At 71.7% G+C, this 13,963-nt stretch carries 11 protein-coding genes; 2 read left to right on the top strand and 9 right to left on the bottom strand.

The window, feature by feature from the left end:
- Positions 1-89: 89 nt before the first annotated feature.
- The 3 genes from ABZ924_RS01835 to ABZ924_RS01825 form a co-directional block, all read right to left on the bottom strand.
- On the bottom strand, positions 90-1,130 hold the full coding sequence (locus tag ABZ924_RS01835) for a signaling protein (RefSeq protein WP_361902466.1): 1,041 nt from the start codon (positions 1,128-1,130) through the stop codon (positions 90-92).
- Positions 1,131-1,262: 132 nt separating this feature from the next.
- The gene (locus ABZ924_RS01830) at positions 1,263-3,401 is read right to left on the bottom strand and encodes a 3-hydroxyacyl-CoA dehydrogenase NAD-binding domain-containing protein (RefSeq protein ID WP_361902463.1); all 2,139 of its coding nucleotides are present in this window, start codon (positions 3,399-3,401) and stop codon (positions 1,263-1,265) included.
- Complete coding sequence (locus tag ABZ924_RS01825) at positions 3,398-4,624, bottom strand: acetyl-CoA C-acyltransferase (protein ID WP_361902460.1); 1,227 nt, start codon at positions 4,622-4,624, stop codon at positions 3,398-3,400. The genes ABZ924_RS01830 and ABZ924_RS01825 overlap by 4 nt, the downstream gene beginning before the upstream one ends.
- A 329-nt stretch (positions 4,625-4,953) precedes the next feature.
- Between ABZ924_RS01825 and ABZ924_RS01820 the strand changes: the two genes are divergently transcribed.
- The gene (locus tag ABZ924_RS01820) at positions 4,954-6,123 is read left to right on the top strand and encodes an alpha/beta fold hydrolase (protein ID WP_361902457.1); all 1,170 of its coding nucleotides are present in this window, start codon (positions 4,954-4,956) and stop codon (positions 6,121-6,123) included.
- A gap of 113 nt (positions 6,124-6,236) precedes the next feature.
- On the opposite strand, the gene ABZ924_RS01815 is transcribed toward ABZ924_RS01820, so the two are convergent.
- The 3 genes from ABZ924_RS01815 to ABZ924_RS01805 all read right to left on the bottom strand — a co-directional run bounded on the left by ABZ924_RS01815 (position 6,237) and on the right by ABZ924_RS01805 (position 9,424).
- Positions 6,237-7,517: a ribonuclease D gene (locus ABZ924_RS01815; protein WP_361902454.1), complete on the bottom strand. Its 1,281-nt coding sequence runs from the start codon at positions 7,515-7,517 to the stop codon at positions 6,237-6,239.
- 259 nt (positions 7,518-7,776) lie between these two features.
- A complete protein-coding gene (locus ABZ924_RS01810) occupies positions 7,777-8,439 on the bottom strand; it encodes a response regulator transcription factor (protein ID WP_007267191.1) in 663 nt (220 codons plus the stop codon).
- 328 nt (positions 8,440-8,767) lie between these two features.
- Complete coding sequence (locus tag ABZ924_RS01805) at positions 8,768-9,424, bottom strand: DUF3000 domain-containing protein (protein ID WP_361902451.1); 657 nt, start codon at positions 9,422-9,424, stop codon at positions 8,768-8,770.
- A 91-nt stretch (positions 9,425-9,515) separates the two neighbouring features.
- On the opposite strand from ABZ924_RS01805, the gene hemE reads away from it, so the two are divergent.
- Positions 9,516-10,580, top strand: coding sequence for a uroporphyrinogen decarboxylase (gene hemE / locus ABZ924_RS01800; RefSeq protein ID WP_361902448.1), 1,065 nt, complete (start codon positions 9,516-9,518; stop codon positions 10,578-10,580).
- 34 nt (positions 10,581-10,614) lie between these two features.
- Here the strand turns inward: hemE and ABZ924_RS01795 are convergent, their stop codons facing one another.
- The 3 genes from ABZ924_RS01795 to ABZ924_RS01785 form a co-directional block, all read right to left on the bottom strand.
- Positions 10,615-11,322, bottom strand: coding sequence for a hypothetical protein (locus tag ABZ924_RS01795; RefSeq protein ID WP_361902445.1), 708 nt, complete (start codon positions 11,320-11,322; stop codon positions 10,615-10,617).
- Positions 11,323-11,413: 91 nt separating this feature from the next.
- Entirely contained in the window at positions 11,414-12,163 is a 750-nt protein-coding gene (locus ABZ924_RS01790; RefSeq protein WP_361902442.1) for a hypothetical protein, read from the bottom strand.
- Between the two features lie 59 nt (positions 12,164-12,222).
- On the bottom strand, positions 12,223-13,605 hold the full coding sequence (locus ABZ924_RS01785) for an FAD-dependent oxidoreductase (protein ID WP_361902439.1): 1,383 nt from the start codon (positions 13,603-13,605) through the stop codon (positions 12,223-12,225).
- Positions 13,606-13,963: the final 358 nt, after the last annotated feature.

The raw sequence follows: 13,963 nt of genomic DNA, 5'->3' as shown, positions 1-13,963 counted from the left end.
CTAGAACGTGCCGTGAACCACAGGCCAATGATTAAGGGCCTTGTTGCGCGAATATGTGACGACGATCCCCTCGGCGGGCGATCTCGATCTCAGGGCGTGAACCGATAGAGCGCCAGGTCGCGCCGGTCCTTCTCCTTCACGGAAAATCCGATGCACAAAGCGGGTTGCCCGCCGACGCGACTCACCGCGATTCCCTCAGGCTCCCGAAACGCCAGATCCGGGGCCACCGTCACGTGGTGGCGCCCCTGCGCCTTGCCGGTGCGCACGTCGATTGCGGAGATATAGGTATTTCCGCCCGACTTTCGCGGATTCTTGCCGTTCTTCCCGCTGTAGGGGTTGCCCGTCAGCACGTACACGTAGTCGCCGTACAGCGCGCAGCCCTGGAACCACTCCTCTTCCTTGACCTGCACACCGGCCCGAATCGTCTGCGCCGCGTCGAAGCGCCCGTCGAGGAAGTCGGCCATCCCGTACACCGAGAACCGGTGCACGCCCTCCTCCTCGTGGCTCACCAGGACCCGCTCGTCCTCCAGGTCGAGCGCGGGACACACGTCGACGGAACCGGGCACCGGGTCGAAATGCCGGACCGATTCGTGGGAACTGTCGAGGACCTCGCCGTCCTTGAACGGCACGCGCACCACCGTGCGCCCGTAGCCGCTCTCCGGATCGGCCCGGCCCTCCAGCCATATGAACGTACGCGATCCCGTCGGCTCCACGCCGAAGGAAATTCCGTGGCCGAAGCCGCGCAGATACATGTGCCCGAGGGTTTTCCCGGAACTGCTCAGCCGGGTGAGGCACATATCCCCGGCGGACTTGCGCTCGCCGGAGTCGCGCGCCTCGTCCTCGCCGTCGAGCTGCAGACCGCTCTGCACCGTCTGCAGCACGTAGACCTGCCCGTTGGTGTCGTCGAACGCGAACGACTGCGGGCCCGTGGTGTTGAACAGGGGCGACGGCGCCAGCAGCTGCGCACCGGTGCGCATGTCGAACTCGCCGGCCAAGGGCTGGGGGTCGCCCTGCTCGCCCGGGCCGGGCCGCAGCGCCCACGCCAGGCCGCTCGTACCGAGCCCGGCGGCCACCGCGCCGCCCGCGAACAGCAGGGTCCGGCGGCTGAAGGGTCTCTTGCCATCCGCCATGGTCCGTATTCTGCCAGCTCACCCGGCCCGCCCCGGCGCCGGGCCCCGCAATGCGCGGACGCCCGCCCCCGCTCGCGGGGACGGGCGTCCGTTTGCTCACACGGCGTCAAGCCGTGGCGGCGGCGGCCGGTGTCAGGCCGGGACGCTCGCCAGACCCGGGGCGAGGAACTTCTTGCCGTTCACGCGCTCCGAGACGCCCTCGCGGTCCAGGTACGGCGTGATGCCGCCCAGGTGGAAGGGCCAGCCGGCGCCCGTGATGAGGCAGAGGTCGATGTCCTGGGCCTCGGCCACGACACCCTCCTCCAGCATCAGGCCGATCTCCTGCGCCACCGCGTCCAGGACGCGGTCGCGGACCTGCTCCTCGGTCAGGACGGAGTCGCCCTGGACCAGCAGCGCGGCGACCTCGGGGTCCAGCTCCGGCTTGAAGTTGTTTTCTGCGGAGTACACGTAGAAGCCGCGCTTGCCGGCCTCGACCACGCGCTTGAGGTTCGGCGAGACGGTGAAGCGCTCCGGGAAGGCGGCGTTCAGGGTCTCGGAGACGTGCAGGCCGATCGCCGGGCCCACGAGCTCCAGCAGCACCAGCGGGGACATCGGCAGGCCGAGCGGCTCGATGGCCTTCTCCGCCGTGACGACCGGGGTGCCCTCGTCGATGACGTTCTGGATCTCGCCCATGAAGCGGGTCAGGATGCGGTTCACGACGAACGCCGGGGCGTCCTTGGTGAGGACCGCGGTCTTCTTCAGCTTCTTGGCGACACCGAAGGCCGTGGCCAGCGAGGCGTCGTCGGTCTTCTCACCGCGGACGATCTCCAGCAGCGGGAGGATCGCGACCGGGTTGAAGAAGTGGAAGCCGACCACGCGCTCCGGGTGCTGCAGCTTGGAGGCCATCTCCGACACCGACAGCGAGGAGGTGTTGGTGGCGAGGATCGCGTGCGCCGGGGCGACCGCCTCGACCTCCGCGAACACCTTCTGCTTGACGGACATCTCCTCGAACACGGCCTCGATGATGAAGTCCGCGTCCGCGAAGCCCTCGGCCTTGTCCAGGACACCGCTCACCAGCGCCTTGAGGCGGTTGGCCTTGTCCTGGTTGATCCGGCCCTTGCCCAGCAGCTTCTCGATCTCGGCGTGGACGTAGCCCACACCCTTGTCGACGCGCTCCTGGTCGATGTCGGTGAGGACCACCGGCACCTCCAGGCGGCGCAGGAACAGGAGCGCCAGCTGCGAGGCCATCAGGCCCGCGCCGACGACGCCGACCTTGGTCACCGGGCGCGCCAGGGACTTGTCCGGGGCGCCGGCCGGGCGCTTGCCGCGCTTCTGGACCAGGTTGAAGGCGTAGATACCCGAGCGCAGCTCGCCGCCCATGATGAGGTCGGCCAGGGCCTTGTCCTCGGCGTCGAAGCCCTTCTGCAGGTCGCCGTCCTTGGCCGCCTCGATGATCTCGAGCGCGCGGTAGGCGGCCGGGGCCGCGCCGTGCACCTTGGAGTCGGCGATGAAGCGGCCCTTGGCCACGGCCGCGTCCCAGGCCTCGCCGCGGTCGACCTCGGCCCGAACGACCTCGGTCTCGCCCTTGAGGACCTTCGCGGTCCACAGCAGCGACTGCTCCAGGAAGTCCGCGCCCTCGAAGATCGCGTCGGCGATGCCGAGCTCGAAGACCTGCTTGCCGCGCAGCTGCTTGTTCTGGTTCAGCGAGTTCTCGATGATCACCGAGACCGCGCGCTCGGCGCCGATCAGGTTCGGCAGGATGGCGCAGCCGCCCCAGCCGGGGACCAGGCCGAGGAAGACCTCGGGCAGCGAGAAGGCCGGGATGGCCTTGGAGACGGTGCGGTAGGTGCAGTGCAGACCGACCTCGACACCGCCGCCCATCGCCGCGCCGTTGTAGTACGCGAAGGTGGGGACGGCCAGCGCCGACAGGCGCTTGAAGACGTCGTGGCCGCCCTTGCCGATGGCCAGCGCCTCGTCGTGGCTCTTCAGCAGCTCGACGCCCTTGAGGTCGGCGCCGACCGCGAAGATGAACGGCTTGCCGGTGATGCCCGCGCCGACGATGGAGCCGGCGATGGCCTCCTGCTCGACCTGGTCGACGGCCGCGTTCAGGTTGGCCAGGGACTGCGGGCCGAAGGTGGTCGGCTTGGTGTGGTCGAAGCCGTTGTCCAGCGTGATGAGCGCGAAGCGCCCGGCGCCGAACGGCAGGTCCAGGTGGCGCACGTGCGCCTGGGTGACGACCTCGTCCGGGAACAGCTCGGCCGCGCCCTTCAGGAGCTCAGCGGTGGTGCTCACTTGGAGTCTCCCTCGGCGTTGAAGTTCGGGTTCTCCCAGATGACCGTCGCGCCCATGCCGAAGCCCACGCACATGGTGGTCAGGCCGTAGCGGACGTGCGGCTGCTCCTCGAACTGGCGGGCCAGCTGCGTCATCAGGCGGACACCGGAGGAGGCCAGCGGGTGGCCGAAGGCGATGGCGCCGCCGTACTGGTTGACGCGGGCGTCGTCGTCGGCGATGCCGTAGTGCTCCAGGAACGCGAGGACCTGGACGGCGAAGGCCTCGTTGATCTCGAACAGGCCGATGTCCTCGATGGACAGGCCCGCCTGGGCGAGGGCCTTCTCGGTGGCCGGGATCGGGCCGTAGCCCATGACCTCCGGCTCCACGCCGGCGAAGGCGTAGGACACGAGGCGCATCTTGACCGGGAGGTTGTTCTCGCGGGCGAAGTCCTCGGAGGCGATGATCGCGGCGGTGGCGCCGTCGTTGAGACCGGCGGCGTTGCCCGCGGTGACCCGGCCGTGCGTACGGAACGGGGTCTTCAGGTTCGCCAGGTTCTCCAGCGTGGTGCCCGGGCGCATCGGCTCGTCGGACGTGACCAGGCCCCAGCCCGTCTCGCCGACCTCCGCGTTGGTGTTGCGCACCGAGATCGGGACCAGGTCCTGCTGGATCTTGCCGTCGGCGTACGCCTTGGCGGCCTTCTCCTGCGAGCGCACGGCGTACTCGTCGGCGCGGAGCTTGGTGATCGTCGGGTACCGGTCGTGCAGGTTCTCGGCGGTCATGCCCATGAACAGGGCGGACTCGTCGACCAGCTTCTCGGAGACGAAGCGCGGGTTCGGGTCGACGCCCTCGCCCATGGGGTGGCGGCCCATGTGCTCGACACCGCCGGCGAGGGCGACGTCGTACGCACCGAAGGCCACACCGCCCGCGACGGCGGTCACGGCGGTCAGCGCGCCGGCGCACATGCGGTCGATGGAGTAGCCCGGGACCGACTGCGGCAGGCCCGCGAGGATGCCGGCCGTGCGGCCCAGCGTGAGGCCCTGGTCGCCGATCTGCGTGGTGGCGGCGATGGCCACCTCGTCGATCTTCTTGGGGTCCAGGTCCGGGTTGCGGCGCAGCAGCTCCCGGATCGCCTTCACGACGAGGTCGTCGGCGCGGGTCTCGTGGTAGATGCCCTTCGGGCCCGCCTTGCCGAACGGGGTGCGGACGCCGTCGACGAAGACGACGTCCCTGACGGTACGAGGCACGTTGGCTCTCCTCCAGGTGCGGGATGGCACTGCTGCGCGTGACGGGCGCAGAGACTGAGCGCCCGCTCACCCCGTCATGCTACTTGCGGGTAACCAATGTGCACAGCCCTCCCCCCATACGCGGTGAACGTCACACCCGCGCCCGCCGCCAAGACCCCCGCGCGCCCCCTGCGCGCGCCCGCCCGATCGGAGCGGCCGGACGCCCCGATGGGGTCGTTCCCGGCCGTCGGCCCGGCCCGGCTGCCGACCGGCAGTCCCGGCGGCGCCGATCCTTGGCTCCGCCCGGGGGCGCCCGCCTCCCGGCCTGCCCCGAAGGATCGGAGTCCCGCATGGCGCCCATCAAGCAGACCGACCACGCCGTCGAGCACAAGTCGACCGTGCCCGCCAACTACAACAGCCTCGTGAAGCTCTTCGTCCGCGAATACGACGGCACACCGGAGCACACCCCGCCAGAGGAGCGCCGCGCCGTCCTGATGCTGCACGGCAGGACCGTTCCGGTCCTGGCGGTGTACGACATCGGTCTCGGCGACTACAGCTGGTCCAGGGTGCTGGCGCACGCCGGTTACGACGTGTTCATGATGGACCTCCAGGGGATGGGGCTCTCGCCCCGCCCGGAGATGGACACCGCGTACAACGGCAACCCGGCCCAGCACGACCGCGTCACGTACCCCAACCTGCCGCTGCCCTCCGACGGCCCCCCTACGTACCCCCACCAGCTGGGCAACTCGCAGAGCGACTGGGACGAGCTCCACACGGTCGTCGAGTACATCAAGGACCTCCACGGCGTGAAGCAGGTGGACCTGATCGGCAACTCCGCCGCCGCGTACGCGCTGGGCCCCTACACCATCCAGCACAAGGACAACGTCCGCAGCCTGATGTTCCAGGCACCCGTCTTCCCGCCCAACGGCACCGACAGCGCCCCCGGGACCGAGTTCGGCGCCCCGGTCCAGCTGCCCACGAACACCCCGCCGTACCCGATGGCCCTCGGCATCAAGAAGGGCGTGGACGACGCCTGGAAGGCCGAGACCAGCCCCGACTGCCCGAGCCAGAAGGCGCCGGGCATCGTGGACACGGTCTGGGAAGCGATCATGGCGAGCGACCCCGTGGGCCGCACGTGGGGCAAGCCGCTGCCGGGCGGCGGGGCGGAAGGGATCAATCGCCAGCGCCAGACCTTCTGGTGGGGCTGGAACAAGAAGACCGCGCCCCTGCACGGCACGCTCGGCGGTCCGGTCCCCGTCTTCATCGTGTACGGGGACCTCGACAAGACCGTCACCACCGGGCCCCTGTCCGTCACGGAGCTCTACAAGGCCATCGCGGGTGAGAACAAGCTGATGTTCAAGGTGTCCTGCGCCAGCCACCAGATGGCCTGGGAGGGCCGGCGCACGACGCTGCAGACCATGTCGAAGCAGTGGCTCAAGCACGGCAAGGTGTTCGGGAAGGACAAGGGCAGCTTCCACCTGGACGACAACGACGACGTCACGCCGCAGCCCGTGCCGTAGGGCGCCCCGGGGCGCCGGGGCGGCGGCGTACTCGCGGGGCCGGCCCGCGCGAGAGCCCCGGCCGGGAGGGCCGGGGGCTCTCGCGCCGTGCGCCCGCGGGCGGGCGCTGACGGTCAGGCGGTCGTGGCCAGGGCTCTGACCAGGGCCGGGGTCACCTGTTCGATCTGCCACGGGCGGGCGCCGTAGCCCGCCAGGGCCTCGGACACCGTGTCCTGCTCCAGCCGCTGCGGCGGCTCCCAGCACAGCCGGCGGACCGTGTCCGGGGTGACCAGGTTCTCCTGCGGCAGGTTCAGCCGCTCCGCCAGCGCCGACACGGCGGTGCGCGCCGCCGACAGCCGGGCCGCGGCGGCCGGGTCCTTGTCGGCCCAGGAGCGCGGCGGCGGGGGGCCGGCCGGGGCGGCACCCGGCTGCGGCAGCTCGTTCTCGGGCAGTGCCCTGGCCCGGTCCACGGCGGCCATCCACTGCTCCAGCTGGCGCCGGCCCATCCGCTGCCCGTACCCGGGCAGGGCCGACAGCGCGTGGAGGTGCGCCGGCACGGCGAGCGCGGCCTCGACGATCGCGGCGTCGCTCAGGACCTTGCCGGGCGAGACGTCGCGGCGCTGGGCGATGCGGTCGCGGACCTCCCACAGCTCCCGGACGACGGCCATCTGTCGGCGGCGGCGCACCTTGTGCATGCCGGAGGTGCGGCGCCAGGGGTCCTTGCGCGGCGGGGCGGGCGGTGCGGCGGCGATGGCGGCGAACTCCTGCCGGGCCCATTCCAGCTTGCCCTGCCGGTCCAGCTCCTTCTCCAGCGCGTCCCGCAGGTCGACCAGCAGCTCCACGTCGAGCGCGGCGTAGCGCAGCCACGGCTCGGGGAGCGGACGGGTGGACCAGTCGACGGCGGAGTGCCCCTTCTCCAGCGCGTAGCCGAGCACGCTCTCGACCATCGCGCCCAGCCCGACCCGGGGGAAGCCGGCGAGGCGGCCGGCGAGCTCGGTGTCGAAGAGGGAGGTGGGGACCATGCCTATTTCGCGCAGGCACGGCAGGTCCTGGGTGGCGGCGTGCAGGATCCACTCGGTCCCGGACAGGGCCTCGCCCAGCGCGGACAGGTCGGGGCAGCCGACCGGGTCGATCAGCGCGGATCCCGCGCCCTCGCGGCGCAGCTGCACGAGGTAGGCGCGCTGGCCGTAGCGGTATCCGGAGGCGCGCTCGGCGTCGACGGCCACGGGCCCGGTGCCCGCGGCGAAGGCCGCGACCACGCGGGCGAGGGCCTCCTCGTCGGCGACCACCGGAGGGATGCCCTCGCGGGGTTCGAGCAGCGGAATCGGCAGCCCATCGGACGGAGTGTCGTCGTCCGGGGGGCCGCCCCCGGGGGTGGTGCGCAGGTGTGCTGCGGTCTCTTGGGCGTCGGTCACCGCTCAAGGGTATCCGCGGATCGGACGCGCCCGTCGCCGGAACGTTCCGTCGACGGGCGCGCTGGCGGGGTCCCGCCGTTTGCCCGGGGTTACTGCGGCGTTGCCCCCGGCGTTGCCTTCGGTGGTGTCTTCGGTGGTGACTTCGGTCTTGCCTTCGGTGGTGACTTCGGTCTTGCCTTTGGTGGTGACTTCGGCGTTGCCTTCGGTCTTGCCTTCGGTGGTCTCTTCGGCGGTGTCTTCGGCGGTGTCTTCTTCGAGGTCAGTGGATGATCCCGGTCCGCAGGGCGACGGCGACCATTCCGGCGCGGTCGCCGGTGCCGAGCTTGCGGGCGATGCGGGCGAGGTGGGACTTCACGGTCAGGGCGGACAGGCCCATCGAGACGCCGATGGCCTTGTTGGACTGGCCCTCGGCGACGAGGCGCAGGACCTCGACCTCGCGGCCGGAGAGCTCGCGGTAGCCGCCCGGGTGGCTCGGGGCACCCGGGGGGCGGCGGTGCATGCGCGCGGCGGCGGCGCCGATGGGGGCGGCGCCGGGGCGGGTGGGGAGCCCGATGTTGGTCCGCGTGCCGGTGACGACGTAGCCCTTCACTCCGCCCGCGAGGGCGTTGCGCACGGCACCGATGTCGTCGGCGGCGGACAGGGCCAGGCCGTTCGGCCAGCCCGCCGCGCGGGTCTCGGAGAGCAGGGTCAGACCGGAACCGTCGGGCAGGTGCACGTCGGCCACGCAGATGTCGCGCGGGCTGCCGACGCGGGGGCGGGCCTCCGCGATGGACGACGCCTCGATCACATCGCGGACTCCGAGGGCCCACAGATGGCGGGTCACGGTGGAACGGACGCGCGGGTCGGCCACGACGACCATGGCCGTCGGCTTGTTCGGGCGGTAGGCGACCAGGCTTGCGGGCTGCTCGAGAAGAACGGACACCTAGGCCTCCTGGGGGAGTGGCGGGACGGCCGGCTCTGGGGAAGGAAGCCGGTGCGAACCGTGCGGATGGTCACTGACTCCTTCGGCACGTCACCCGCCCGGCTTTAGGGAATGATCACGATTTGGTGAGTAACAATTCGGGCAATTCGGACGCACGATCGATCATCGGGTGATCAGATGCCCACAATCTGTGCCGCTTTCGGGCGCCGGGCCGAAGCCTTTCGATCAGCCGTTCCACCCGCCGTCGCCCGCACGGGGCCACGGCCCCCGGGCGGGCGCCTCCGTACGGCGGCACCGTCCGCACGGGTGCGGCCGTACGCCGCCCCCGCTACGGATGGTGCGGACCGCGCCGCTGTGGCAGGGAGACCACGCCCGTGCCCGACTCGCCCGGGCCGATCGGCGGCAGCCCCGCGATCTGGCACAGCAGCTCGCACCAGGCCGCCAGGTGGCCCGGCGTGTCCGGCACCCCGCCCACGCCCTCGCGCGGCGTCCACGAGGCCCGGATCTCGATCTGCGTCGCCGCACGCCGCTCGGCGAGCCCGCCGAAGTAGTGCGAGGCGGCCATGGTCACGGTGCCGCCGGTCTCGGCGTACGACAGCCCGCGCGCGTCCAGCGCCCCCGTCAGCCAGGACCAGCACACCTCCGGCAGCAGGGGGTCCGCGGCCATTTCCGGCTCCAGCTCCGCCCGTACGAGGGTCACCAGGCGGAAGGTCCCGCGCCAGGCGTCGTGCCCCGCCGGGTCGTGCAGCAGGATCAGCCGGCCGTCGGCGAGGTCGTCCTCGCCGTCCACGACCGCCGCCTCCAGCGCGTACGCGTACGGGGCCAGCCGCTGGGGCGGTCTGGCGGGATCGATCTCGATCCCCGGTCGCAGGCGCGCCTTCTTCAAGCCCTCGACCGCCCGTCGGAACGGGAGCGGGACGGAGCTCTCCTTCCCGCTGTCCATACCGTCGGCGCCATCTGAAAATCGTCCCTGAGCCGCAGCCATGCCCGGAAGACTAGGCGGAACGAGGGCTCCTGCGGCGCAGGGACACCCGCGCCGGGCCGGGCACTTCTTCATACGTGCGAAGATTTGGCGCGTGAGCGCCAACGACCGCCCCACGGGCCAGCCGAGTCAGACGTACGATTCCGCCTTCCTGAAGGCGTGCCGCCGCGAGCCGGTACCGCACACGCCGGTCTGGTTCATGCGGCAGGCAGGGCGCTCGCTTCCCGAGTACCGCAAGGTGCGCGAGGGGACCCAGATGCTGGAGTCGTGCATGCGGCCCGACCTGGTCACGGAGATCACCCTCCAGCCGGTGCGCCGCCACAAGGTGGACGCCGCGATCTTCTTCTCCGACATCGTGGTCCCGCTGAAGGCCATCGGCATCGACCTCGACATCAAGCCGGGCATCGGGCCGGTCGTCGCCCAGCCGATCCGGCGCCGCGAGGACCTCGCACAGCTGCGCGACCTGACCCCCGAGGACGTCTCGTACGTCACCGAGGCGATCGGCATGCTCACGGGTGAACTCGGCTCCACGCCGTTGATCGGCTTCGCCGGTGCGCCTTTCACCCTTGCGAGCTACCTCGTCGAGGGCGGCCCGTCGCGCAACCACGAGCACACCAAGGCCCTCATGTACGGGGACCCGCAGCTGTGGGCGGACCTCCTCGACCGCCTGGCCGAGATCACCTCCGCCTTCCTGAAGGTCCAGATCGAGGCCGGCGCCTCGGCGGTCCAGCTGTTCGACTCCTGGGTCGGCGCCCTCGCCCCGGCGGACTACCGCCGCTCGGTGATGCCCGCCTCGGCGAAGGTCTTCGAGTCCGTCGCCTCGTACGGCGTCCCGCGGATCCACTTCGGTGTCGGCACGGGCGAACTGCTCGGCCTGATGGGCGAGGCCGGTGCGGACGTCGTCGGCGTGGACTGGCGGATCCCGCTGGACGAGGCGGCCCGGCGGGTCGGACCCGGCAAGGCGCTCCAGGGGAACCTGGACCCGGCGGTGCTGTTCTCCACCCCGGAGGCCGTGGAGGCCAAGACGGACGAGGTCCTCGCGGCCGCGGCCGGCCTGGAGGGCCACGTCTTCAACCTCGGCCACGGCGTCCTGCCGACCACGGACCCGGAGGCCCTGACCCGCCTGGTGGACTACGTCCACACCCGCACCGCCCGCTGACCCGTCGCCCGCCGGGGGCCGCCCCGGCGGGTCGTCACGGCTTGGCGTTGGTACAGGTCAGGTGGACGGTCAGCTTCTCCGACGTCATGTTCTGCGCGTGCAGCGTGGCGGCGATGTCGCGCTGGATCGAGTTCGGCGCAACTTTGACCACCCGGGGGACGGAGACGACCTCGGTCTGGCCGTTGAACTCGGCCGTGCCGGGGTCGACGGGATCCTGGCTGGAGAACTGCAGCCAGTAATAGCCGACCTTGCCCTTGCCGGCGCCGTGGATCTTCCCCTCGAAGACCACCTCGTTCTCCTTGGAGCAGTCGACGGCGGTCGCCGGAGTCTTGTCCACGATCTCGACCAGGGTGACCTTGACGTTCCCCTTGCCGCCCGCCTTCTCCCGCGGAGGGATCTGGCACTGGACGCGCTGCCAGCCGTTCTTCTCCGGGTCCTTGAAGCTGACCGCATACCTGCCGTACGGGACGTCCGGCTTGCTGAACTCGCCGAGGTCGTCCACGGTGACGCGGGAGTCCGTCCGTGGGCCTTCGACCTTGACCGACTGGCCGGCCGGGAAGCCGGAAAGCTGGAGGTCGTACACGGTCACGCCCGGTCCGTGCGCAATCAGCGCGCAGAGGCCGACGGCCGGCACGGCTGCCGGCTCCCCGGCACGGGGCTGCACGGCGGCGAAGGCGGGGGTGACGGCGACCGAGGAGGCCAGGAGCGGCGCGAGGAACAGCAGACGGCGGCGGCGTTTCATGGTGGCGACCTTCTGAAGCGGGACCCCCGAGCTTCCCTTTCACGATATCGGCGCACCAGGGGCGATGCCCGGCCGTCCGGCGCGGACGGGATCACGGCTTCTTGCAGGTGAAGGTCACCAGATCGCTCTCCTTGACCAGGTTGAACTTCGGCACGTGGAGGGTGACGCGGACCTCTGCCTTGGAGGCGGTCGTGGGCGTTCCCGCCGGCACCACCAGAAGGTCGCTGTGCCCCGTGTTGCCGGGCTCGAAGGTGTGGGAGCGCTTCTGTATCGGGTCGGCGCTGGACAACAGGGTCCAGTACCAGCTGACCGTGCCGGTGCCGGTCACCTCGATGAGGCCGTCGAACTCGGCCTTCTGCGGCGCGTTGCAGTCGACCGTCTGGTCCTTGGTGAGGGTCAGGACGCCGATCCTGGTGACCGTCACGTCCCCCTGGACGCCCTCGTGCTTGCCGCCGTCCTGCTGCGTGCGCGGCGGCGTCTGGCAGTGGACGCTCTCGCTCTGGTCCGCGCCCTCCGGCTTGTAGCTGACCTGGTACGTGCCGTACCGGACGTCCTGCCGCTCCAGCTTGCCCTGGGCGTCCACCGTGGTCTTGAACGACGTCTTCGGCCCCTCGATCCGTACCGGCTGCTGCGGGGAGAACCCGCTCAGGTGGAGGTCGTAGCCCTTGTTCCCGCCCGCCCCGCCGGTGGCGTGCGGTATCAACGCGCAGGCGGGCACGGGACGGGCGGAGCCGGTCCCCGACGTGCGGCCCGGAGCCGCGTGGGCAGGGGTGAGGGCGAGGGCGACCGAGGACGCGAGGAGTGGGACGGCGAGGAGCGCGTTGCGCCGGTGCCGGTTCATCGTGCTGCCCTTCGTGAGAGGAAAGCCCCCGATGTCCGGTTTCAGGATATCGGGGGCCGCTACGCCCCCGCCGCGCGTACGGCCGACACCGCCTTGCGGGCCGCGACCAGGATCGGGTCCCACACCGGGGAGAACGGCGGCGCGTAGCCGAGGTCGAGGGCGACGACCTGCTCCACCGTCATGCCCGCGGTCAGGGCGACCGCCGCGATGTCCACCCGCTTCGCCGATCCCGCCCCGCCGACGATCTGCACGCCGAGCAGCCGCCCGGTGCGCCGCTCCGCCAGCATCTTGACCGTCATGTCGGCCGCCGTCGGGTAGTAGCCGGCCGTGGTGGTGGAGCCGATGGTGGCGGTCACGAAGCGCAGGCCCGCGTCCAGGGCGTCCTTCTCGCGCAGGCCGGTCCGGGCGATCTCGAGGTCGCAGACCTTGCTGACCGCGGTCCCCACCACCCCCGGGAACGTGGCGTAGCCGCCGCCCACGCCCGAGCCGATGACCTGCCCGTGCTTGTTCGCGTGGGTGCCCAGCGGGATGTGCCGGTGGCGCCCGGCGACCAGGTCCAGGACCTCCACGCAGTCGCCGCCGGCCCAGATGTTCCCGTGCCCGCGCACCCGCATCGACAGGTCCGTCAGCAGGCCGCCCGACTCCCCGAGCGGCAGGCCCGCCGCCCGGGCGAGCGCGGTGCGCGGCTCCACGCCGATGCCGAGGACCACCACGTCCGCCGGGTACTCCTGCCCGGCCGCCGTGGCCACCGCGCGGGCCCGGCCCTCCTCGTCGGTCAGGATCTTCACCACCTCGGCGCGGGAGGCGGTGGCGATGCCCATGCGGTTCATCGCCCCGTGCACCAGGCGGCCCATGTCCGGGTCGAGGGTGGCCATCGGCTGCTCGCCGCGGTGCAGGACGGTGACCTCGTACCCGCGGTGCACCAGCGCCTCGGCCATCTCCACGCCGATGTAGCCCGCGCCGACGACCACCGCCCGCCGGCCCGGCGTGCGCTCCAGGGTGTCCATCAGGCGCTGCCCGTCGTCCAGCGTCTGGACCCCGTGGACCCCGTGCGCGCCGATCCCGGGCAGCCGCGGCCGGACCGGCCGGGCGCCGGTGGCCAGGACGAGCTTGTCGTAGCCGGTCCAGGATTCGGCCCCCGAGTCCAGGTCGCGGACCCGGACCCGGGCGGCGGCCGGGTCGAGCTCCACGACCTCCGTGCGGGTGCGCAGGTCGATGCCGCGGGCCCGGTGCTCCTCGGGGGTACGGGCGATCAGCCGGTCCCGGTCGGGGACCTGGCCGCCGATCCAGTACGGGATCCCGCAGGCGGAGTACGAGGTGAAGTGCCCGCGCTCGAAGGCGGTGATCTCCAGCTCCGCCGGGCCCTTCAGCCGTCGGGCCTGGGACGCGGCGGACATGCCCGCCGCGTCACCCCCGACCACCACCAGTCGCTCCGCTGCCATCGTCCGCACCGTCCTTCGCTGCCGCCGCCGCCATCTTCGGGGAACACGCTACGGGCGTACGGGTGTTCAGTCGGAATCCCCGGCAGACTCAGTCGGGTCCGCGGCGCGGCTGACCGCTGCGCGGAGCCGTTTCCCCACCCCGCCCCTTCCCGAATCCGTGGCCTGCGGCCCCGGACCCCGCCTGGGGCTCCGCCCCAGACCCCGCGCCTCAAACGCCGGCGAGGCTGGAATATCCAGCCCGCGCGGCGTTTGAGCGCACCGGGCGCGGAGCGCCCGGAACGGGGTCCGGGGCGGAGCCCCGATCTTTGAGCCCGCCGGCGATTGAGGCGAGCGGGGCCCGGGGCCGCAGGCTCCGGTT

This window comes from Streptomyces sp. NPDC046876, assembly GCF_040645035.1.
GTDB lineage: Bacteria > Actinomycetota > Actinomycetes > Streptomycetales > Streptomycetaceae > Streptomyces.
The sequence above is the reverse complement of the archived record's forward strand: the minus strand, read 5'-3'. Positions and strand labels throughout refer to the sequence as shown.